Raw genomic sequence first — 20902 nt, 5'->3', positions numbered from 1 at the left:
TGAACTCTTCAGCAGGCGAAGATCGGGTAAGCTTGGCTAATCAGAATGTATGAAAAGCGGAGTGCTGCCGGTGGTTAAGAGAATTCTGTTGGTTGAAGATGATGACGATATCGCTGCGCTGCTGCGCTTGAATCTGCAGGATGAGGGGTATCAGATTGTCCACGAGGCGGACGGGGCGCAGGCGCTACAGCGGCTGGAGAAAGAGATCTGGGATGCGGTGATTCTCGACCTGATGCTGCCCAACGTTGATGGTCTGGAAATCTGTCGGCGCATTCGCCAGCAAACTCGTTACCTGCCGGTCATTATTATCAGCGCCCGCGCCAGCGAAACCCAGCGCGTGCAGGGGCTGGAAATGGGCGCGGATGATTACCTTGCTAAACCCTTTTCAATTCTCGAACTGACCGCCAGAGTGAAAGCGGTGTTTCGCCGCCAGGAGGCGATGGGCCAGAATCTGTTGATGGATGCCGGGCGCATCGTCAGCCATGGTCTGAGCATCGACCCCTTGTCCCGCGAAGTGAAGCTGCGCGGCGAGGCGATCGATCTCACGCCGCGAGAGTTTGACCTGCTGTACTACTTTGCCCGCCACCCGGGAGAGGTCTTTTCCCGCCTGGCGCTGCTTGACCAGGTATGGGGCTATCAGCACGATGGCTATGAGCATACGGTCAATACGCATATCAACCGCCTGCGTACCAAAATTGAGCACGACCCGGCTGAACCTGACATCATCCTGACCGTCTGGGGAAAAGGCTATAAATTCGCCGTGGAGCGCAAAGAGGCGCTGTCATGATCCACCGTCTCAGCCTCAGCCAGCGCCTGGCGTTGGTTTTCACCTCGCTGCTGCTGCTCTGTGCCGTCGCCGTGTGTCTGATCCAGCTCTACAGCAGCGCGCAATATGGTAATGCGATGGTGCAGCGTCTCTCTGCCGGACTGGCGCAGCAAATTGCCGCCCGCGAACCGCTTCTGGACTCTCAGGGGCAGGTTGACCGCCAGATGCTGAAACCGCTTTTCGACCGGCTGATGACCTTTAACCCAAGCGTCGAGCTGTATCTGGTTTCACCCGACGGCGAGCTGCTGGCTGACGCTGCGCCGCCGGGTCATATCAAGCGCCAGCGTATTGGTCTGGCCCCGGTACAAACTTTTCTCTCCGGCGGCACGTGGCCGATTTATGGCGACGACCCGCGCAGTATTGACCAGCAAAAAGTGTTTAGCGTCGCGCCGCTAAGGCAGGACGGCCAGCTGCGCGGCTATCTGTATATCATTTTACAGGGTGAAACCTTCAATGAACTGGCGGCAAGCGCCTGGCAGAAAACGTTGGGGAGCCTGTTATTGTGGACCCTTGTACTGGTCGTCGGTCTTGGCCTGCTGGCGGGCGGCCTTGCCTGGTATTGGGTAACGCGCCCGGTACGCCAGCTTACCGCGTTGGTGGCGACGGATGAAAAAGACAGCATTCGCGCGATTAAGGCGCTGGCGGCGCAGGCACCGGACGCGAATCCGGGGAATGAAGTGGCCGTGCTGCATAACCGCTTTATCGAGCTGGCCCGCCAGATTGCCGGGCAGTGGGATCGCCTGGCCGATAGCGATCGCCAGCGTCGCGAATTCGTCGCTAATATCTCTCACGACCTGCGCACGCCGCTGACCTCGTTGCTGGGCTATCTGGAAACATTGACCCTTAAGGCCGATCGACTCACGGTGGAGGAGAACAAACAGTATCTGAACATCGCGCTACGTCAGGGGAATAAAGTTCGTCATCTTTCTCAGCAGCTGTTTGAGTTGGCCCGCCTGGAACACGGGGGAATTAAGCCGCAGCCGGAGAAGTTTGTGCTGGCTGAGCTGGTGCAGGACGTGGCGCAAAAGTTCGATTTGACGATCGCCACGCGAAAAATTGCTTTGCAGCTGGAGCTGTCGGAGGGTTTGCCGCCGGTTGTCGCGGACCTGTCTATGATCGAAAGGGTGCTGACTAATTTACTGGATAACGCCCTGCGGCACACCCCGGAAGGCGGCGTGATTCGCCTGATGGCGCATCGTTCAGGGCCGGAGATTATCGTTGAGGTCGCGGATAGCGGGCCGGGAGTGGCTGGTGAACTACGGGCGACGCTATTCGAACGGCCTTCGGTACTGGAGCCGGGCGCGCAAAGCGCATCGCGAGGGGGGTTGGGCTTGATGATTGTGCGCAGGATGCTACAGCTACACGGTGGCGATATACGCCTTTTGGAAGCACCGGCAGGGGCCTGTTTCCAGTTTACCCTGCCGGTTTAAGGTTCTTGGTTTGTTGACCGGCTCTGTCCAGGTCGTGTGGTTGCACATTATCATCCCGGGGGCGGCGCTTGATGCGCCTTGCCCGGGCTACAGGTTCACAGTCGTCTGCGGGCTGGGTAGCCCGGACAGGCGCACCGCGCCGCCTCCGGGAAGGATTACTCCGGGAACCACTGATTGCTGATTTTGTCGTAGGTGCCGTCGGCTTTAATTGCCTTCAGCGCAGCGTTCAGTTTTTCCAGTAGTGCTTTATTATCCGGGCGTACCGCAATGCCGAGGCCGGTGCCAAAGTATTGCGGGTCGGTGACTTTCGGCGTCGCCGCGCCCAGCTGCGGGTTGGTTTTCAGCCATTCGTTAACCACGGCGGTATCGCCAAATACCCCATCAATACGGCCATTTTTCAGGTCGATAAACGCATTCTGGTAGCTATCGTAGGCTACGGTCTTCACTTCAGGGTGTTTATCCTGCAGGTATTTCTGATGCGTGGTGCCATTTTCCATACCGATGCGCTTGCCTTTGAGATCGTCGAAAGAGTGGTAAACATCTTTCTTCGAAATCACCAGCGCGGAGTTGGCGTAGTACGGGTCGGTAAATGCCACCTGCTTGCTACGTTCTGGAGTAATGTCCATACCGGAAATCACCGCATCATATTTCTTGAATTTGAGCGCCGGGATCAGGCTGTCGAAAGCATGGTTGGTAAAAGTACATTCAGCCTGCATTTGTTTGCACAGCGCGTTTGCCAGGTCGATATCGAAACCGGCGATCTGGTTGTTGGCGTCCATCGATTCAAACGGTGGATAGGTTGCAGAAACGCCAAAGCTGATTTTCTCTGCGGCTGCGGCGCCAAAGGCGAAAGAGGTAAGCAGTGCGGCCAGAACTAACTTTTTCATCGTCAAACTCCCGTCGGTCAATCTTATGTTGTTGTGCCGTGTCTGCGGCTGGGGTTAACAATGCCACTAAATGAATTTATATTCAATAAATATGGATAATTATTTTAATTTGAATAAAAAAAGACGGATAAGTCATTAACCTTATCCGTCACACGTTTACTTATTATGCATTTTAGCCGCTAGTTTCGTCGCTCAAAAGCCAGCGCTTTATGCTCAACCAGACGCATCAGCAGCGTCAGTAGACCGTTGACGATGAGATAGACAATCCCGGCGGCGCCGAACACCATCACATCATAGGTACGGCCATAGAGCAGCTGGCTGTGGCCCATCACTTCCATCAAGGTAATGGTGTAGGCCAGAGAAGTACTCTTGAACACCAGCACCACTTCGTTGGAGTAAGAGGAGAGGGCGCGTTTGAAAGCATACGGGAGCAAAATAGCCAGCGTATCTTTCTTGCTCATCCCCAGCGCGCCGCAGGATTGCCACTGACCGTCAGGAATAGCGCGAATAGCACCATAAAACAGCTGAGTGGTATAAGCGGCGCTGTTGAGAGAAAGAGCGATCAGCGCGCAGAGCCAGGGCTCTGAAATGAGATGCCAGAGTACCGGGTATTCCTGCAGCGACGGGAACTGGCCCGGGCCGTAGTAAATCAGGAAGATCTGCACCAGCAGCGGCGTGCCGGTAAATAGCGTGATGTAGCCGCGAACAATCCATACCAACACCGGCGTTTTAAGCGTCAGGACGATGGTAAAAATCAGCGACAAAATCAGCGCCACCGCGATGGATGCCGCAGTCAGCGTCAGGCTGGTATGTAGCCCTTTGAGCAGTTCGGGTAAGTAATCAAGCATCAGCCTGGACTCCTTTCGAAGCGCGTCGCACGCTGGTCAATACGTTTGAGGATGTACTGACTTAACAGGGTGATGACCAGATAGATTGCCGCCGCGATGATGTACCAGTTGAACGGCTCCTGGGTACGGGTGGCGATACTTTTGGTTTGCAGCATCAGGTCGTTGACGCTGATCAGGCTTACCAGCGCGGTATCCTTCAGCAGCACCAGCCACTGGTTGCCGAGACCCGGCAGCGCGTGCCGCCACATTTGCGGCATCACCAGGCGAAAGAAAATGGCGGCTTTCGATAATCCCAGCGCCTGACCGGATTCCCACTGTCCCTGAGGGACTGCTTTTAGCGCCCCGCGCAGGGTCTGCGACGCATAGGCGGCGTAGAGCAGAGAGAGGGCAATGGCCCCGCAGAGGAACGGGCTGACGTCGAAGTTTTCAATTTCCATCTGCACAGGGATCTGCGCAAAGCCGAGATTGATCGTAAAGCCGTCAGAAAGAATGAGCAGCAGTTGTGATGAGCCAAAATAGATAAACAGAACCACCAGAATTTCCGGTAGTCCGCGCAAAAGGGTGACAATGCCGGTTGCGAGCCAGGCGACCGGACGCAGCTTCACCGACTCGAGGACGGCAAACAGCATCGCCAGCACCAGGCCGATGATCAGCGCGCAAACGGCAAGGCCGACGGTCATCCCGGCGGCGCTTGCTAATGGAAAAAATTCGTTCATTCAGCGTTACTTCTGGAACCATTTGTTATAGATAGACTGGTAAGTCCCATCGCTCTTCACTTTTTCCAGCGCAGCGTTGAATTTCTGCTGCAGCTCGGTATTGCCCTGACGCAGCGCAATGCCGAGACCGGTGCCGAAGTAGTCTTTGTCGGTGACTTTGTCGCCTACTGCTCCCAGCTTCGGATTGCTCTTCAGCCATTCGGTGACGACAGCGGTATCGCCGAAGACGGCGTCAATACGGCCGTTTTGCAGATCCAGCTTCGCGTTCTGGTAGCTGTCGTAAGGAACAGTGGTGATTTCCGGGTGCTTATCGGTGATAAATTTCTGGTGAGTCGTGCCGTTCTGGACGCCGACTTTTTTGCCTTTAAGCTGATCGATACTGGTGAATTTACCCTGCTGACCGACGAACAGCGCTGAGTTCTCGTAATATGGCGTGGTGAACAGCACCTGTTTTTCACGCTCAGGGGTGATGTCCATCCCGGCCATTACCGCATCGAAACGACGGAACTTGAGGCTGGGGATCAGGCTGTCGAAAGCCTGGTTGGTAAAGGTGCAGGTGGCATCAATCTCTTTACACAGCGCATTGGCCAAATCGACATCGAATCCGACGATTTTGTTATTAGCATCAATCGCTTCAAACGGAGGATAGGAAGCCTCGGTGGCGAAACGAATGGTCTGGGCTGCGGTGGCGGAGAGGCTCATGCCCGCAAGAAGAGCGGCAATCAGTACTTTTTTCATCGTCATTTCCCCGAAAACATCAATGTGAAAGATAGTTTTTAAACGCGTCGGTTTGCGGATGCGTGAAGCAGTCTGCATCCCCTTGTTCGACGATATAGCCATTTTCCATATACACCACGCGACTCGCGGTTTTACGCGCCACTTCCACCTCGTGGGTGACGATAACCTGCGTGATGCCGGTTTCAGCCAGTTCGCGAATAATGCTGACGATCTGAGCGGTGATTTCTGGATCGAGCGCTGCTGTCGGTTCATCAAACAGCAGAATCTGCGGTTCCATCATCAGCGCGCGGGCAATGGCGACACGCTGCTGCTGACCGCCGGAAAGATGCAGTGGATAGCGATCGCTGTAGGGTTTCAGGCGCAGACGTTCGAGCAGCTTTTCGGCGCGGGCCAAAGCCTGATCCTTGCTTAAGCCGAGTACGCGGCAGGGGGCTTCAATCAGGTTTTGCTGCACGGTCAGATGCGGCCACAGATTGTACTGTTGGAAAACCATACCGACGTTCTGGCGCAGCTCTCGAATGGCTTTGTCAGAAGGCGCTTTGGTAAAGTCGAAATGATTCCCGGCAATGTGCAGGGTACCGGAACGCGGCATTTCCAGCAGGTTGAGTACGCGCAGCAGCGAGCTTTTACCGGCACCGCTTGGGCCGAGCAGCACCAGCGTTTCCCCCTGCGGGCAATCCAGCGTGATGTCGAACAGCGCCTGGTGCGCGCCGTAGAAGCAATTAATGCCGTTTAATTTAATGCTCATCTGGGCAGTCTGATACAAATAGCAATTGAGGCCGCAAATAGTACCTTTGGCAGAATAGTTATGCAATATTTATGCGTTAAAAGTTAAATGTAAACCACGTTTACATTTAAAGGTAGCACAAAATATGGCTTCGTGAAGGCGAGGGGAGTAAATGTCGGTATTACTGGAAAGAATACCGACATTTTACCGGGGTTATTGATTTGGCTGGATCTGTTAAAACACCTGAATTAGCGTTTTTCGAGGCTCTGACGCAGGCTACCTGCTGGCGCGTGGGAGTTATTGCCGAGGTAACGCACGTCGTCAACGGCCCAGCACTGCCCTTCCTGAATCATCAGCACTTCGTCTTTCCAGCTTTGCGTCCCCTGTTTTAGCTCAACGCGCAGCGGAATATTACGCGCATCGCGATTAGGGATCGTGGAGGCGCTGGCGACATCGGCGCTGTCGGCAGGTGTTGTGCTACTGGAGAACAGGTTAGACTGCAGCAGGGTATGATTTGACGGGTCCTGGCGAGCATCGTTCAGTAGCTTCGCCAGGTCGTCACTCAGATATGGACGCAGCGCGGTTAAATCGCTATTGCGATTCTGCACCTGGTAGTCATAAAACTTTTGCGCCACGTCATCCGGACCGCCTTCGACGCAAGGGCCGCTGCGGGTGCCGTTATCTTTGTAGGCAGGCGTGACGGTAGTACAGGCGCTGAGCGCCAGCGCGCAAGGGAGGACTAATGCAAGAACTTTGTAGCGCATGATGATTTCCTTATAAGCTCACTACGTTAGAATATCTTTACAAGCATAGTGTATCAGATAGGGATTGTGCTTGACCCTTAGAGCTAACGCATTGAACGCTAAAGAAGGAGTCTCACCATGCAATTCTCAACCACTCCGACCCTGGAAGGTCAGCCGATTATCGAATACTGCGGCGTCGTCACGGGGGAAGCAATTCTCGGTGCCAACGTATTCCGCGATTTTTTCGCCAGCATTCGCGATATTGTCGGCGGTCGTTCCGGTGCCTATGAAAAAGAGTTGCGTAAGGCGCGTGAAATTGCTTTCGAAGAGATGAGCGAGCAGGCGAAAGCGCTGGGCGCGGATGCGATAGTCGGTATTGATATTGATTACGAAACCGTCGGTAAAGACAGCAGCATGCTGATGGTGAGCGTCAGCGGCACTGCGGTGAAGACCCGGCGATGAGAATTTGCCGGGCTGGCGTCCTGCTCGCGCTGCTGCTGGCGGGCTGCGCCACGGATAAAGGGATTATCGATCGCGACGGCTACCAGTTGGATACGCGCCACCCGGCGCAGGCGGCTTATCCGCGCATCAAGGTGCTGGTGATTCACTACACTGCCGATGATTTTGACGTTTCGCTGGCGACGCTAACGGATAATCAGGTGAGTTCCCACTACCTGATCCCAGAGAAACCGCCGCGACATAACGGCAAGCCGCGGATCTGGCAGCTCGTGCCGGAAGAAGATCTGGCCTGGCATGCGGGCATCAGTTTCTGGCGCGGGAGTACGCGCATTAACGATACTTCGATTGGCATTGAGCTGGAGAATCGCGGCTGGCAAAAAACGGCAGGGGTAAAAAGCTTCACGCCGTTTAATCCGGCGCAGATTGACGCCCTGATCCCGCTGGCGAAAGATATTATCGCCCGCTATCACATTGCGCCGCAGAACGTCGTTGCCCATGCAGACATTGCCCCGCAGCGCAAAGACGATCCGGGGCCGCTTTTCCCGTGGCACAAGCTTGCGGAGCAGGGGATAGGCGCGTGGCCGGATGCGCAGCGGGTGACTTTTTATCTACAAGGCCGCCCATCATACGAACCGGTGGATACGGCAGAGCTGCTGGACGTGCTGTCGCGTTATGGCTATCAGGTGGCGCCGGAAATGACCCCAGCGCAGCAGAAGCGAGTGATTATGGCTTTCCAGATGCACTTCCGCCCCGCGCGTTGGGATGGCGTTGCCGATGCCCAAACGCTGGCGATTGCTGAAGCGCTGCTGGAAAAGTACGGTAGGGGCTAGAGGTGTAGTTTACCGTGGTCTTTTAACCACGCAGCGGTACGGATGATGCCTCCATCCATCGCCACCACCGGCTGGTAGCCTAGCTCCTGCTGGGCGCGAGTGATGTCGAGGGTGAAATCAAAGTTCAGCTTAGAGACGCCGTAGTGGGTGAATGCGGGCTCTTTAGCTGACTTATTGCCAAAGTGCTCCATGCTGCGGGCGATGATATCCAGCATTGGATAAGGGACCGAACGGATGCGGCACTTAATCCCCAGCTCATTAATAAGCTTCTGCACAATGCTGTGCAGGGTTTGTGGTTCGCCGTTAGTGATGTTGTAAGCGCGAGCCGAAGGCAGACGGTCGCACTGCGGTTGGCTGGCGAGCCACATCGCGTGCACTGCGTTTTCATAATAGGTCATATCCACCAGCGCGCTGCCGCCGCGCGGTAACAGAACGCTGCCGTAGTGCTGCATCATCTGCGCCAGGCGCGGGATAAACACTTTGTCGTGCGGGCCAAACAGGCTCTGAGGGCGTAAAATCGTAAAACGGGTATTCGGGTTAGCCTGGGCCAGCAAATTGATCACCTCTTCGCTTGCCGCTTTACTGCGGGCAAACTCGTTGGCGAACCGGTTTGGACGAAAATCTTCCTGAATATCGCGATGATGATGGTAATCAAAATAGAGCGATGGTGAAGAGATATGCACGAAGTTGCGCACACCCCAGGCGACAGCCCATTCACCGAGGCGACGGGTGGCGCGAACGTTGGCTAAATCGAAGGCCTGCTGGGTGCCCCACGGCGAGGTAAAGCTGGAACAGTGCCACAGGGTATCTATACCGGCGAGCATAACTTTGGCCTGCGAGGAGACCAGCTCGGTTAAGTCTGCGGGAACGAACTCGGCGCCCATTTTGCACAGAAGCTTGCCCATCGCTTCGTTACGTCCGGTCGCTCTGACGCTGATGCCCTTGTTACGCAGATATTCCACCGCGTTGCGGCCTAATCCGCTGGTCGCACCGGTAACCAGTACCTTCATATCGCTCTATTGTTCCAAAAAAGAATTTCGTGCGCATTTTCCGTGATTCTGACTGCGATGCAATGGGAATCATGAAAGAATTCTGCGCGTATACTCTATTTGATGGTGATTTGCTCCGCCAGCCGGGCGATGCGCCGCGCCATGCCGCGAAAAATAAACAGATGCGCCGGGATCATCAGCAGCCAATAGAACAGGCCTGGCATACCGTGCGGATGCCACCAGGCGCGAACGTCCAGCTCGCGATGATCGCCTTTATCGTGCAGGGTAAAACTCAGGCGACCAAGGCCGGGGGCTTTCATGCCAAATAACAGCGTGAGCTGCTTTTCAGGCTCGACGATAATCACCTTCCAGCTGTCCACCGCGTCGCCGGTCTGCAGATATTCTTTTTCCGGGCGGCCTTTTGCCAGCCGATGGCCAATCAGCAAATCCATCGCGCCGCGAGTTTTCCACAGGACGTTGCCGAAGAAATAACCCTCTTTGCCGCCAATTTGATTGACCACTTTCCACAATGCGGTGAGGCTGGCGGAGGTGTTTACGGTGCAGCCAGCCTGCTTCGGGTAGTAGCCATACTCTGGCCGCCAGCGGGCAAAGGCCTGCGCATCGTAACCCCAGTCACTGGAGTTCACCAGTTGCTCTTCTTCTTTTAGCGTGCGGCGCACCGCTTCATCGAAAGCGATCAGCGGCTGCGGAATTAAGGTCCGCAGGGCGCGATCGTCAGCGATCAGATCGTGTTTCAGCCCCTGGATCAGCGCTTTGGCGGTCGTTGGCGGCACGGAGGTAATCACATTGAGAAACCACACCGAAATCCAGCGGGTTGGGAAAGGGATGGGGATCAGCAGACGGTGCTTGCCGCTAACCGCCATAAAACGGGTGAACTGCTGCTGATAGCTTAAAACCTCCTGCCCGGCGGCTTCAAAAACGCGATGCTCGTGAGTGGGGTGGTTAAGCAACTGCACCAGATAGTAGAGCAAATTTTCCAGCGCAATCGGAGTTGTGCGCGAGCGCACCCAGCGCGGCGGCGTCAGTACCGGCAGGTTGTAAACCATATCGCGCATCACTTCGAAGGCGGCGGAACCCGCCCCGACGATAATCCCGGCGCGAACTTCCGTGACCGGGACACCTGATTCGCGCAGCAGGTCGGCGGTGACCTGGCGGGCGCGCAGATGGTCGGATTGCTCTTGTTCCGCAACCTGAAGTGAACTCAGGAAAATCACTTCGCGGACCGGGACCTGGCGTAGGGCGTTGCGCACGTTCAGCGCAACCTGACGCTCATGACGGATAAAGTCGCCGCCTTCGCCCATTCCGTGAACCAGGTAGTAGACAGTTTCGGCCTGCGCCAGCAGAGCGGGGAGCGTGTCTGGTTGGTTTAAATCGAGCTGATGACACTCGACGCCGGGGAGGTTCTGTTTTTTGAGCCTGTCGATATGGCGTGCCGCCGCCAGCACCGGAAAACCTTGCTCGCTGAGCCTTTTCACCAAATGCTGACCGATATAACCGCTGGCGCCAAGCACCAGAATTCGTTGCGACACGCCGGACTCCTTAACGATTCACCTTAATAATTCGCTTTAACGATTCAGAAACGCCTGCCAGTGGCTCACCACCTCTGCGAGCTGCTGGCGATTAACATCAATATGCGTCACCAGGCGTACGGCCGGTGAGGCGTTGATCAACACACCGTGCTCGCGCAAATATTCACCCAGCGCGGCATGTTCTTCGCCGACGCGGATAAACAGCATGTTGGTATCATGGCGCATAACGTCAGCGCCGATAGCGCGCAGTTGTTCCGCCATCCATGCGGCGTTGTTGTGATCTTCTTTTAAACGCTCGACGTTATTCTGCAGGGCATACAGACCCGCCGCCGCCAGAATCCCCGCCTGGCGCATACCGCCGCCGACCATTTTTCGCCAGCGGATGGCGCGGTGAATGTAATCCTGGCTCCCCACTAGCAGAGATCCTATCGGCGCGCCGAGGCCTTTTGACAGGCAGATAGTGAATGAATCGCAGTACTGCGTGATATCGCGCAGCTCGCAGCCGTAATCCACTACGGCGTTGAAAATACGCGCACCGTCAACGTGCAGCCCCAGGCCGCGTTCACGTGTGAATTCCCATGCTTCTTTAAGATATTCACGCGGCAGCACTTTGCCATTATGGGTGTTTTCAAGGGTGAGCAGGCGAGTGGGGGCGAAATGGATATCGTCCGGCTTAATCTTCGATGCGACTTTATCCAGTGGCAGGGAGCCATCTGCTGCTGCGTCGATCGGTTGTGGTTGGATGCTGCCGAGCACCGCTGCGCCACCAGCTTCGTAGAGATAGTTATGTGCGCCCTGGCCGACGATATACTCTTCGCCGCGCTGGCAGTGGCTGAGTAAGCCCACGAGGTTGGCCTGAGTACCGGTCGGCAGGAAGATCGCGGCCTCTTTGCCTGCCAGTTCGGCGGCATAGCGCTGAAGTTCGTTAACGGTTGGGTCATCACCATAAACGTCATCCCCGACCGGGGCGGTCATCATTGCTTCCAGCATGGCGCGGCCCGGACGGGTGACGGTATCACTGCGTAAATCTATCATGTCATATCCTTATACACTTCATCCTTCGCGTTGCCTCTGCGTTGGCTGCACCCTCAAACCCCGGTCGCCTGGCTATCTATACTCCCGGGAATTTTCGGGCTCGCCGCCTTGATGCAACTCGAAGGATTTTGTGTATGAATTGAAAAGGATATTTTTACCTTAGCCAGTTGGTTTTCGCCAGTTCGATAACTTCATCGCCGCGTCCGCTGATAATCGCCCGAAGCATATACAGGCTGAAACCTTTGGCCTGTTCCAGCTTGATTTGCGGCGGGATCGCCAGCTCTTCTTTGGCGACGACCACGTCCACCAGCACCGGACCGTCGGTGCTGAAGGCGGTTTGCAGCGCTTCGTCAACGTCCGCCGCGTTTTCTACGCGAATGCCTTTGATACCGCAGGCTTCGGCGATGCGGGCAAAGTTGGTGTCGTGCAGCTCGGTACCATCGGTGAGATAGCCTCCGGCTTTCATCTCCATGGCCACGAAGCCGAGAATGCTGTTATTGAAGATGATAATTTTCACCGGCAGCTTCATCTGCGCCAGCGAGAGAAAATCCCCCATCAGCATACTAAAGCCGCCGTCGCCGCACATCGCGACCACCTGACGTTCCGGAGCCGTGGCTTTCGCTCCGATGGCCTGCGGCATGGCGTTAGCCATTGATCCATGGTTGAACGAACCCAACAGGCGGCGTTTACCGTTCATCTTCAGATAACGTGCGGCCCAAACGGTCGGCGTACCGACGTCGCAGGTAAAGATGGCGTCGTCGTCGGCAAAGTGACTAATCTGCTGCGCCAGATACTGTGGGTGGATGATTTTCTCGCTGGGTTTAGCCAGATCATCAAGCCCTTTACGTGCATCGCGATAGTGTTCCAGCGCCTTATCGAGGAACTTGCGGTCGGTTTTCTCTTCCAGATGCGGTAGTAGCGCTCTGAGAGTGGATTTAATATCGCCAACCAGCGCCATATCGACTTTGCTATGCGCGCCAATGCTACCCGGATTAATGTCGATCTGAATGATTTTGGCGTCCGTCGGATAGAAGGCACGGTAGGGGAACTGGGTGCCGAGCAGCACCAGAGTATCGGCGTTCATCATGGTGTGGAAACCGGAGGAGAAGCCGATCAGCCCGGTCATGCCGACATCGTAGGGGTTGTCGTATTCCACATGCTCTTTCCCGCGCAGGGCGTGGACGATGGGGGCTTTTAGCTTCGCGGCGAACTCTACCAGCTCTTTATGCGCGCCGGCGCAGCCGCTGCCGCACATCAGGGCGATATTGCTTGAGTAGCGCAGCAACTGGGCCAGCTTTTTAAGTTCTTCTTCCTGCGGGATCACTTCAGGCAGCGGCGCGTGATACCAGTGGCTACTGGCGCTCTCTGGCGCGGCTTTTAGCGCCACGTCGCCAGGCAGCACTACGACCGATACGCCGCGGTTAATCACCGCTTTGCGCATGGCGATGGCCAGCACCTGCGGGATTTGCTCCGGGGAGGAGACCAGCTCGCAGTAGTGGCTGCATTCGCGGAATAACTCCTGTGGATGGGTTTCCTGGAAATAGCCGCTGCCGATTTCGCTGGATGGAATATGGGCGGCGATAGCCAACACCGGAACGTGGTTGCGATGGCAGTCGAAAAGACCGTTAATCAGGTGCAGGTTGCCCGGTCCACAGGAACCGGCGCACACCGCCAGCTCGCCGGTCAGCTGCGCTTCCGCTCCGGCGGCGAAGGCGGCGACTTCTTCATGGCGCGTGGGCATCCAGTCAATAGTTCCCATTCGGTTCAGGCTGTCGCTTAAACCATTGAGAGAATCTCCGGTAACGCCCCAAATACGCTTTACGCCAGCCTGTTCAAGAGTTTTAGCAATGTATGCCGCCACGGTCTGTTTCATGGTTTTCCATCTCCTTTAGTGATAACGCTTACAAGCTTAGATGAAAATAGCCATTACGCCTGTCGTTCCCCCTCATTTTCAGTTGCTTTTACTTAGGGAAAATTGCGCATAATCTGTCTACACATTAAGTGGTAAACAGGAATCATTTCAGATGGTTAAATTGCTGTTAAATTCAGTTAATAAAATGCTATCCCATGACGACTTTGGCAAACTCTTGTTACGACTTGCCGTCGGCGGACTGATGCTGTTTCACGGGTTGCATAAACTATTTGATGGTGTAGGGGGAATCAGCAATATGCTGGTGGCAAAAGGATTGCCGGGTTTTATCGCTTATGGCGTATTAGTGGGCGAGGTTGTTGCACCTTGTTTGTTAATTCTGGGAATTCTGACGCGTCCGGCGGCGCTGGTGCTGGCATTTACAATGGTCGTCGCCTGGCTGATGGTCGGGACGGGCAAAACCTTCGCGCTGGACGCGGTAGGGGCCTGGGCCATTGAGAGTCTGGTCTATTTCTTTATCGGCGCGCTGGCAATTGCCTTCCTGGGCGCTGGGCGTTATGCCGTGGCTGGAAATTCGGTCTGGCGGTAAAAATTTGCCGGATGACGCAACGTCATCCGGCAATTTAGGGTTAGGCCAGGACTAAGTCCCCCTGAGGATGGCAGGAGCAGGCCAGCACATAGCCATCGGCAACTTCCGCATCGGTCAGAGTCATGGTGCTGCTGACTGTATACTCGCCGGAAACCACTTTCGTTTTGCAGCAGCCGCAAACGCCCGCTCGACAGGCAACGGTCACCGGAACCTTATTACTCTCCAGCGCATCCAGCAGCGTGGTGCCAACCGGCGCGTAGAACTCTTTCGCTGGCTGCAGCTTGGTGAACTTCAGGCCGCTGGTGACGGCTTCGGCTACTGGTGTAAAGAACTGCTCTTTAAAGAAGCGCGTCACGCCAAGCGCTTTCACTTCTTTTTCGACCAGGTCCATATACGGTGCCGGACCGCAGGTCATTACGGTACGCGAGGTTAGATCCGGCACGCTTTGCAGAAGGTCGGTGGTTAGTCGACCGGAAACAAAGCCGTGGGTTGCGTTGTTTTCTGCCACCAGAGTGACCGGATACTGACGCCATTCGTCGGCAAAAATCACATCCTGCGGCGAACGTACGTTGAAGATCACCTGCACATCGGCCTGCGGGCGGTACTTCGCCAACCAGCGGCGCATTGACATAATCGGCGTCACGCCGCAGCCGGCAGCCAGCATGAGGAACCTGTCTTCTGCTTTATCCTCACAGGTGAACTCACCCATCGCATCAGATAGCCAGATATAGTCGCCGCGCTTCACGTCTCGGGTTAGCCACTGCGAACCGGCACCCTCGTCAATCCGACGAACGGTCAGCGTAATGTACTCGCTGACGCCCGGCGTAGAGGAAATAGTGTAAGCGCGCAGCGTTTCTGCCGAGTTACGTACGCTGACCAGTGCATACTGTCCGGCACGATACGGGTAGTAATCGTGGCACAGTAACGAAATTGTCCAGACGTCCGGCGTCTCCTGGTGAACGTGATGGACCTGCATCCGCCATGGGCACTGATTGGTTGGCAAAGTCATGCTAATACTCCTTATGCGCTCAGCAACTGCTTCATGTCTTCTTCAACGGTGGTCACGGAACGCAGACCAAATTTCTCGTTGAGAACTGCCAGCAGGTCCGGGGTGAAGAAGCCAGGCGCAGTCGGGCCGGTGACGATGTTTTTTACGCCCAGGGACAGCAGGGTCAGCAGAATCACGATTGCTTTCTGTTCGAACCAGGAGAGCACCAGAGACAGCGGCAGGTCATTCACGCCGCAGCCCAGTTTTTCCGCCAGGGTGACCGCCAGGATAATGGCCGAGTAAGCATCGTTACACTGACCGGCATCCACCAGACGCGGCAGGCCTTCGATGTCGCCGAAATCCAGTTTGTTGAAACGGTATTTACCGCAGGCCAGGGTCAGGATCAGGCAGTCGTCAGGTATGCTGGTGGCGAAGTCGGTGAAGTAATTACGTTCACCGCGTGCGCCATCGCAACCGCCGACGAGGAAGATATGACGCAGTTTTTCGCGGCTCACCAGGTCAATCAGCGTATCAGCAGCGCCCAGCAGAGTTTGACGGCCGAAACCGACGGTAATCAGGTGCGGAATTTCGCTGTACGGGAAGCCCGCCATCTGCTGCGCCTGGGTGATAACCGGCGCGAAGTCATCGCCTTCCAGGTGACTCACGTCCGGCCAGCCAACGATGCTGCGAGTCCAGATACGGTCATCATACGCGCCAACGGTTGGGTCGATGATGCAGTTAGAGGTCATCACGATAGGGCCCGGGAAGCGGGCGAATTCCACCTGCTGGTTCTGCCAGCCGCTGCCGTAGTTACCGATCAGATGTTTGAATTTACGCAGTTCCGGGTAACCGTGCGCTGGCAGCATTTCACCGTGGGTGTAGACGTTAACGCCGGTGCCTTCGGTTTGTACCAACAGGTTGTACAAGTCTTTCAGGTCGTGGCCAGAAATCAGGATACATTTGCCTTCGGTCGCTTTGACGTTGACCTGAGTTGGTGTCGGGTGGCCGTATTTGGTGGTTTCACCAGCGTCCAGAATGCTCATCACTTTGAAGTTCATCTGGCCGATTTCCATTGAGCACTCCAGCAGAGCGTTCATATCGGAAGGCCAGGTGCCCAGCCACGCCATGATCTTATGGTACTGGGCGTAGATATCGTTGTCGTACTGTCCGAGAACGTGCGCGTGCTCCATGTAAGCTGCCGCGCCTTTCAGACCGTACAGGCATAGCAGGCGCAGGCCGAGAATGTTCTCGCCAATCGCCGCTTTGTCTTTATTTGGGGTAAATTCTGCCGCCTGACGCTGCAGGTCGCCCAGATCGTCGCTGACCAGTTGCAGATCGGCCATCGGATTGGTGACCACGGCGTTGGCATCAATGTTCAGACACTGGGCTTTAAGCGCGTCGCGCATGGCAATAGCTTCACGAGCGTAGCCAACGATACGCGGGGAGTCGAAGTTAACGTTAGTCAGCGTGGAGAAGAAGGCACGCGGCGCAAAGTTATCAATTTCATGGTCGATGATGCCGTATTCACGAGCTTTAACCGCCCATGCGGACAGGCCTTGCAGAGAAGCAATCAGCAGATCCTGCAGATCGGACGTTTCGGCTGTTTTCCCGCACATACCCTGCGCGTAAGAGCAGCCGTTCCCTGCCGGGGTACGGATGGTTTGTTCACATTGCACACAAAACATGGTCACACCTTTTAAAGTTATATTTAATATACATGTTTAAGGTTATGCTCGAGCGAACGTAGAGAAAAGGTATTTCTGATACAACTTACAGGGATATTGATTTAGCGCAAAATTGGCGATAGAGACCTACCGCCAGAGGGGTATTAAGCGGAGAACAATGCCATCAAAATAGGCACCAGCAGGCTGAGGATAAAGCCGTGAACAATCGCTGCCGGAACGATTTCCACGCCACCTGAACGCTGTAACACCGGCAATGTAAAGTCCATTGACGTCGCGCCGCACAGACCTAACGCTGTTGAACGACTACGGCGAACGAGGCCGGGAATAAGCATAATGGCCAGCAGTTCTCGGGCGAGATCGTTAAAGAATGCGGCACTGCCAATAACCGGCCCGTAGGATTCGGTCAACAGGATCCCGGAGAGAGAATACCAGCCGAAACCGGAAGCCATTGCCAGACCAGTTTTCAGCGGCAGGTCGAGAATAAAGGCGTTGATGACGCCACCCAATAATGAGCTGACCATCACCACTACCGCGACAATCATGCCGCGACGATTAAGCACAATTTGCCGCAGCGTCATTCCATTATTTCGTAGCTGAATACCGATGAGGAATAAAAGGAAGATCAGCGTATATTCGCTGGCTTCGGTGGCATGTTGTAAAAAAGACAAGCCGCTCAGACCAATGAGGAAACCAACCAGCACTACGCCGCACAGTTGAAGGGACTCCAGCGCCATGGCGATGCGCGAGGGTAATTTTTCCTGGCGATGATTATTTTGCCACGGCATTTTCTGCTCCAGCCACATCAGGGCTGCAATATTGCACAGCATGATAATGACCACGCTGACCGCCGCATAATGCAGGATCGCCAGCAGGTTGCTGGCCAGATTATCGAGAAAGGCGAGGCTAATCCCCATGAAAAAGAGAATAACGTAGACAATCCAGCTCAGAAGTCGTGTGATAAGTTTAAGGGCTGACGGCTGACGGAGAGGAATAAGGTAGCCTACGACCAACGGCAGTAGAATGATGAGTAATCCCGAAAACATGAACGACATGGTCCTTGCAGAATGAAAATAGCGTCACTGACACTACCCAAATCCCCGGACTGAGTAAAGTAGTCGAAAGAAAGAAAGGCCCGACAATGCCGGGCCTGGAGGGGGAGATTAATTGCGCTTTTCCAGCAGGGTGCGATAGAGCACGCCGCCGAGGATGCCGCCAATAATCGGCATGACCCAGAATAACCACAGCTGCTGCAATGCCCAACCCCCCTGGAAAATAGCCACCGCGGTGCTACGCGCCGGGTTAACAGAGGTATTGGTAACTGGAATGCTGATCAGGTGAATTAAGGTCAGCGCCAGACCAATAGCGATAGGTGCAAATCCAGCCGGTGCATTTTTATCGGTCGCGCCGTGAATAACCAGCAGGAAACCGCAGGTCAGGACAATCTCAATAACAATGGCGGAAAGCATAGAGAAACCGCCTGGAGAATGTTCGCCATAACCGTTAGACGCGAATCCGCTGGCGGCAGCGTCAAAGCCAGCTTTACCGCTTGCGACAATGTACAGAATAGCGGCGGCAATAATACCGCCGACAACCTGGGCGATAATATAACCAATAACGTCTTTAGCCGGGAAACGACCACCGGCCCATAATCCTAAAGTGACCGCCGGGTTAAAGTGCCCGCCGGAAATATGACCGACGGCATACGCCATGGTTAATACGGTTAAACCGAAGGCCAGTGCGACACCGGCAAAACCAATTCCCAGCTCCGGGAATGCTGCAGCCAAAACAGCACTACCGCAACCACCGAAGACCAGCCAGAATGTACCAAAGCATTCTGCTGCTAATTTTCTAAACATAACCACCTCAATAAAAAACATAAACAAGCACGAACTATCGTGCCGGCCTTTATTTATCGACACAAAGAATGACGATTAAAATAAAACGTCGCTATTCTAGGGACGATTGCCATCCGGGGACTAGTTAAATAAATTGATGTAATTTGATTTAGAACAAGGTGATGGTATTCCTTTTGCCATGATGAATTCTTAAAAGTGTAGAGCAAAAATGATTAAAATAACGGTTTTTAATGATGAATTATTTTCTGAAATAAGTGACATCTGCAAAATCACATTCTGAATTCTTAAGCCGGAGAGACGGAGTTCCCAGACACGTCGGGAGTGTCATGTTCCTGTTTGCCTCGCTATACTGCTGATAACTGAAGGAGAAAGTGACCACCGAGCGGAGGATATATGCATCTTGAGCGCGTCGAAATTGTCGGTTTTCGCGGTATCAATCGTTTATCGTTGATGCTTGAGCAAAACAACGTACTGATTGGCGAAAACGCATGGGGTAAATCGAGCTTGCTGGATGCTCTGACGCTGCTCTTGTCGCCGGAGTTTGATCTCTACCATTTTGTCCGCGAGGATTTTTGGTTTCCGCCCGGAGATGTTCAGGGGCGCGAGCGCCACCTGCATATCATTCTGACTTTCCGTGAAAATGAACCTGGCCGCCATCGTGTTCGGCGCTATCGACCCTTAAGCGACTGCTGGGTACCCTGCGATGATGGCTATCAGCGGGTTTTCTATCGCCTGGAAGGAGAGCTTGCCGATGACGATAGCGTCATGACCCTGCGTAGTTTTATTAACGGCGAAGGGGAAGCGCTGGATCTGGACGATATCGATGAGCTGGCCCGCCATCTGGTACGGCTGATGCCGGTGCTGCGCCTGCGTGACGCGCGTTTTATGCGGCGGATCCATAACGACACTGTACCGCATTCGCCGCAGATTGAGATTACCGCCCGGCAGCTTGATTTTCTCTCCCGTGAACTGGTTCATCATCCGCAAAATTTAACCGATGGTCAGATACGTCAGGGGCTGTCGGCGATGGTGCAACTGCTGGAGCACTATTTCGCCGAGCAAAGTAGCGCGCAATCGCGTAACCGCTTGATGCGTCGATATTCACATGATGAACAGCGTAGCTGGCGCTATCTGGATATTATCAACCGGATGATCGACAAACCCGGTGGTCGTAGCCATCGGGTGATTTTACTGGGCTTGTTTTCCACCTTGCTGCAGGCAAAAGGCACGGTAAGACTCGATCGCGACGCGCGACCGTTGCTGTTGGTTGAGGACCCGGAAACCCGTTTGCATCCCATCATGCTGTCCGTCGCCTGGCATCTGCTGAATTTACTGCCGTTGCAGCGAGTGACCACCACCAATTCCGGAGAACTGCTGTCGTTAACGCCCGTCGAGCACGTTTGCCGACTGGTACGCGAGTCCTCCCGGGTATCCGCCTGGCGGCTTGGCCCTGGCGGAATGAATGCCGAAGACAGTCGTCGCATCGCGTTTCATATCCGTTTTAATCGTTCCTCGTCGTTGTTTGCCCGCTGCTGGCTGTTGGTGGAAGGGGAGACGGAAACCTGGGTTATCAACGAGTTGGCCCGCCAGTGTGGTCATCACTTTGATGCGGAAGGCGTCAAGGTCATTGAGTTTGCCCAGTCGGGGTTAAAACCGCTAATCAAATTCGCCCGGCGAATGGGAATTGAGTGGCATGTGTTGGTAGATGGTGATGAAGCAGGGAAGAAATATGCCGCGACGGTTCGCGGGCTGCTGAACGACGACAGAACTCTTGAGCGCGATCATTTGACGACGTTACCGGCGATGGATATGGAGCATTTTATGTATCGCCAGGGGTTTGATAGCGTTTATCACCGGGTGGCGCAGTTGCCGATGAATATACCAATGAACATGAGGCGGGTGATAACCAAAGCCATTCATCGTTCGTCAAAACCAGATCTGGCGATTGAAGTGGCGATGGAGGCCGGGCGTCGCGGCGTCGATGCCATCCCTGCGTTGCTGAAAAAAATGTTCTCCCGCGTGCTGTGGCTGGCTCGCGGGCGGGCAGATTAACCTGTTTATCGGTGCCGGGCACCCATCCGGCACTCCCTTCTTTTTGTTTTTGCTTCAACTCCAGTTAAACAAAAATTAAGCACA

The 20902-nt window shown here is 54.8% G+C and carries 20 protein-coding genes; 6 read left to right on the top strand and 14 right to left on the bottom strand.

Annotated elements, in window-relative coordinates; translation table 11 throughout:
* Window positions 1-70 precede the first annotated feature (70 nt).
* Window positions 71-787: a response regulator transcription factor gene (locus DA718_RS18845; protein WP_112214732.1), complete on the top strand. Its 717-nt coding sequence runs from the start codon at window positions 71-73 to the stop codon at window positions 785-787.
* Window positions 784-2256, top strand: coding sequence for a sensor histidine kinase (locus tag DA718_RS18840; protein WP_112214680.1), 1473 nt, complete (start codon window positions 784-786; stop codon window positions 2254-2256). The genes DA718_RS18845 and DA718_RS18840 overlap by 4 nt, the downstream gene beginning before the upstream one ends.
* A gap of 155 nt (window positions 2257-2411) precedes the next feature.
* Here DA718_RS18840 and artJ read toward each other — a convergent pair whose 3' ends face one another.
* The 6 genes from artJ to DA718_RS18810 all read right to left on the bottom strand — a co-directional run bounded on the left by artJ (window position 2412) and on the right by DA718_RS18810 (window position 6936).
* Complete coding sequence (gene artJ / locus DA718_RS18835; protein WP_112214679.1) at window positions 2412-3143, bottom strand: arginine ABC transporter substrate-binding protein ArtJ; 732 nt, start codon at window positions 3141-3143, stop codon at window positions 2412-2414.
* A 179-nt stretch (window positions 3144-3322) separates the two neighbouring features.
* Complete coding sequence (gene artM, locus DA718_RS18830; protein WP_112214678.1) at window positions 3323-3991, bottom strand: arginine ABC transporter permease ArtM; 669 nt, start codon at window positions 3989-3991, stop codon at window positions 3323-3325.
* Complete coding sequence (gene artQ, locus DA718_RS18825; RefSeq protein ID WP_110275255.1) at window positions 3991-4707, bottom strand: arginine ABC transporter permease ArtQ; 717 nt, start codon at window positions 4705-4707, stop codon at window positions 3991-3993. Before artQ ends, artM begins: the two co-directional genes overlap by 1 nt.
* Before the next feature lie 6 nt (window positions 4708-4713).
* On the bottom strand, window positions 4714-5445 hold the full coding sequence (gene artI / locus DA718_RS18820; protein ID WP_110275253.1) for an arginine ABC transporter substrate-binding protein ArtI: 732 nt from the start codon (window positions 5443-5445) through the stop codon (window positions 4714-4716).
* A 19-nt stretch (window positions 5446-5464) separates the two neighbouring features.
* Entirely contained in the window at window positions 5465-6193 is a 729-nt protein-coding gene (gene artP, locus DA718_RS18815; RefSeq protein WP_112214677.1) for an arginine ABC transporter ATP-binding protein ArtP, read from the bottom strand.
* A 227-nt stretch (window positions 6194-6420) separates the two neighbouring features.
* Window positions 6421-6936 carry a lipoprotein gene (locus DA718_RS18810; RefSeq protein ID WP_112214676.1) on the bottom strand — a complete coding sequence of 172 codons (516 nt, stop codon included), beginning with the start codon at window positions 6934-6936 and terminating at the stop codon, window positions 6421-6423.
* A gap of 117 nt (window positions 6937-7053) precedes the next feature.
* Between DA718_RS18810 and DA718_RS18805 the strand changes: the two genes are divergently transcribed.
* Window positions 7054-7377 (top strand): heavy metal-binding domain-containing protein, encoded by a 324-nt coding sequence (locus DA718_RS18805; RefSeq protein WP_112214675.1) that lies wholly within the window; start codon window positions 7054-7056, stop codon window positions 7375-7377.
* The gene (locus DA718_RS18800) at window positions 7374-8204 is read left to right on the top strand and encodes an N-acetylmuramoyl-L-alanine amidase (RefSeq protein WP_112214674.1); all 831 of its coding nucleotides are present in this window, start codon (window positions 7374-7376) and stop codon (window positions 8202-8204) included. The genes DA718_RS18805 and DA718_RS18800 overlap by 4 nt, the downstream gene beginning before the upstream one ends.
* On the opposite strand, the gene DA718_RS18795 is transcribed toward DA718_RS18800, so the two are convergent.
* The 4 genes from DA718_RS18795 to poxB all read right to left on the bottom strand — a co-directional run bounded on the left by DA718_RS18795 (window position 8201) and on the right by poxB (window position 13651).
* On the bottom strand, window positions 8201-9214 hold the full coding sequence (locus tag DA718_RS18795; protein WP_112214673.1) for an NAD-dependent epimerase/dehydratase family protein: 1014 nt from the start codon (window positions 9212-9214) through the stop codon (window positions 8201-8203). The two genes, DA718_RS18800 and DA718_RS18795, sit on opposite strands and share 4 nt — an antisense overlap.
* A 95-nt stretch (window positions 9215-9309) precedes the next feature.
* Window positions 9310-10743: a DUF2867 domain-containing protein gene (locus tag DA718_RS18790; protein ID WP_112214672.1), complete on the bottom strand. Its 1434-nt coding sequence runs from the start codon at window positions 10741-10743 to the stop codon at window positions 9310-9312.
* Window positions 10744-10779: 36 nt separating this feature from the next.
* Window positions 10780-11778 (bottom strand): low-specificity L-threonine aldolase, encoded by a 999-nt coding sequence (gene ltaE / locus DA718_RS18785; protein WP_112214671.1) that lies wholly within the window; start codon window positions 11776-11778, stop codon window positions 10780-10782.
* A 154-nt stretch (window positions 11779-11932) separates the two neighbouring features.
* Window positions 11933-13651 (bottom strand): ubiquinone-dependent pyruvate dehydrogenase, encoded by a 1719-nt coding sequence (poxB, locus tag DA718_RS18780; RefSeq protein WP_112214670.1) that lies wholly within the window; start codon window positions 13649-13651, stop codon window positions 11933-11935.
* Window positions 13652-13802: 151 nt separating this feature from the next.
* Here poxB and DA718_RS18775 point away from each other — a divergent pair, with 151 nt between their 5' ends.
* Window positions 13803-14237: a DoxX family protein gene (locus DA718_RS18775; RefSeq protein WP_112214669.1), complete on the top strand. Its 435-nt coding sequence runs from the start codon at window positions 13803-13805 to the stop codon at window positions 14235-14237.
* Window positions 14238-14277: 40 nt separating this feature from the next.
* On the opposite strand, the gene hcr is transcribed toward DA718_RS18775, so the two are convergent.
* From hcr to aqpZ, 4 genes are all read right to left on the bottom strand, one after another.
* On the bottom strand, window positions 14278-15246 hold the full coding sequence (hcr, locus tag DA718_RS18770; RefSeq protein WP_112214668.1) for an NADH oxidoreductase: 969 nt from the start codon (window positions 15244-15246) through the stop codon (window positions 14278-14280).
* Window positions 15247-15257: 11 nt separating this feature from the next.
* On the bottom strand, window positions 15258-16910 hold the full coding sequence (gene hcp, locus DA718_RS18765; protein WP_112214667.1) for a hydroxylamine reductase: 1653 nt from the start codon (window positions 16908-16910) through the stop codon (window positions 15258-15260).
* Between the two features lie 143 nt (window positions 16911-17053).
* Entirely contained in the window at window positions 17054-17953 is a 900-nt protein-coding gene (locus DA718_RS18760; protein ID WP_112214666.1) for a LysO family transporter, read from the bottom strand.
* Window positions 17954-18070: 117 nt separating this feature from the next.
* Window positions 18071-18766, bottom strand: a complete 696-nt coding sequence (aqpZ, locus tag DA718_RS18755; RefSeq protein ID WP_110275400.1) for an aquaporin Z — start codon at window positions 18764-18766, stop codon at window positions 18071-18073.
* A gap of 393 nt (window positions 18767-19159) precedes the next feature.
* Between aqpZ and DA718_RS18750 the strand changes: the two genes are divergently transcribed.
* Entirely contained in the window at window positions 19160-20818 is a 1659-nt protein-coding gene (locus DA718_RS18750) for an ATP-dependent endonuclease (RefSeq protein WP_112214665.1), read from the top strand.
* Window positions 20819-20902: the final 84 nt, after the last annotated feature.

The sequence above is a fragment of the Klebsiella huaxiensis genome (assembly GCF_003261575.2).
GTDB lineage: Bacteria > Pseudomonadota > Gammaproteobacteria > Enterobacterales > Enterobacteriaceae > Klebsiella > Klebsiella huaxiensis.
This window is presented reverse-complemented; position numbering and strand designations above follow the sequence as displayed.

Bases quoted from the DNA above. Each gene is read 5' to 3' on its own strand.
- poxB (WP_112214670.1), bottom strand. From the start codon at position 13,651: ATGAAACAGACCGTGGCGGCATACATTGCTAAAACTCTTGAACAGGCT.
- DA718_RS18760 (WP_112214666.1), bottom strand. From the start codon at position 17,953: ATGTTTTCGGGATTACTCATCATTCTACTGCCGTTGGTCGTAGGCTAC.
- DA718_RS18840 (WP_112214680.1), top strand. From the start codon at position 784: ATGATCCACCGTCTCAGCCTCAGCCAGCGCCTGGCGTTGGTTTTCACC.
- hcr (WP_112214668.1), bottom strand. From the start codon at position 15,246: ATGACTTTGCCAACCAATCAGTGCCCATGGCGGATGCAGGTCCATCAC.
- aqpZ (WP_110275400.1), bottom strand. From the start codon at position 18,766: ATGTTTAGAAAATTAGCAGCAGAATGCTTTGGTACATTCTGGCTGGTC.
- DA718_RS18810 (WP_112214676.1), bottom strand. From the start codon at position 6,936: ATGCGCTACAAAGTTCTTGCATTAGTCCTCCCTTGCGCGCTGGCGCTC.
- DA718_RS18775 (WP_112214669.1), top strand. From the start codon at position 13,803: ATGGTTAAATTGCTGTTAAATTCAGTTAATAAAATGCTATCCCATGAC.
- hcp (WP_112214667.1), bottom strand. From the start codon at position 16,910: ATGTTTTGTGTGCAATGTGAACAAACCATCCGTACCCCGGCAGGGAAC.
- DA718_RS18800 (WP_112214674.1), top strand. From the start codon at position 7,374: ATGAGAATTTGCCGGGCTGGCGTCCTGCTCGCGCTGCTGCTGGCGGGC.
- artI (WP_110275253.1), bottom strand. From the start codon at position 5,445: ATGAAAAAAGTACTGATTGCCGCTCTTCTTGCGGGCATGAGCCTCTCC.
- DA718_RS18750 (WP_112214665.1), top strand. From the start codon at position 19,160: ATGCATCTTGAGCGCGTCGAAATTGTCGGTTTTCGCGGTATCAATCGT.
- artQ (WP_110275255.1), bottom strand. From the start codon at position 4,707: ATGAACGAATTTTTTCCATTAGCAAGCGCCGCCGGGATGACCGTCGGC.
- artJ (WP_112214679.1), bottom strand. From the start codon at position 3,143: ATGAAAAAGTTAGTTCTGGCCGCACTGCTTACCTCTTTCGCCTTTGGC.
- DA718_RS18795 (WP_112214673.1), bottom strand. From the start codon at position 9,214: ATGAAGGTACTGGTTACCGGTGCGACCAGCGGATTAGGCCGCAACGCG.
- artP (WP_112214677.1), bottom strand. From the start codon at position 6,193: ATGAGCATTAAATTAAACGGCATTAATTGCTTCTACGGCGCGCACCAG.
- DA718_RS18805 (WP_112214675.1), top strand. From the start codon at position 7,054: ATGCAATTCTCAACCACTCCGACCCTGGAAGGTCAGCCGATTATCGAA.
- ltaE (WP_112214671.1), bottom strand. From the start codon at position 11,778: ATGATAGATTTACGCAGTGATACCGTCACCCGTCCGGGCCGCGCCATG.
- artM (WP_112214678.1), bottom strand. From the start codon at position 3,991: ATGCTTGATTACTTACCCGAACTGCTCAAAGGGCTACATACCAGCCTG.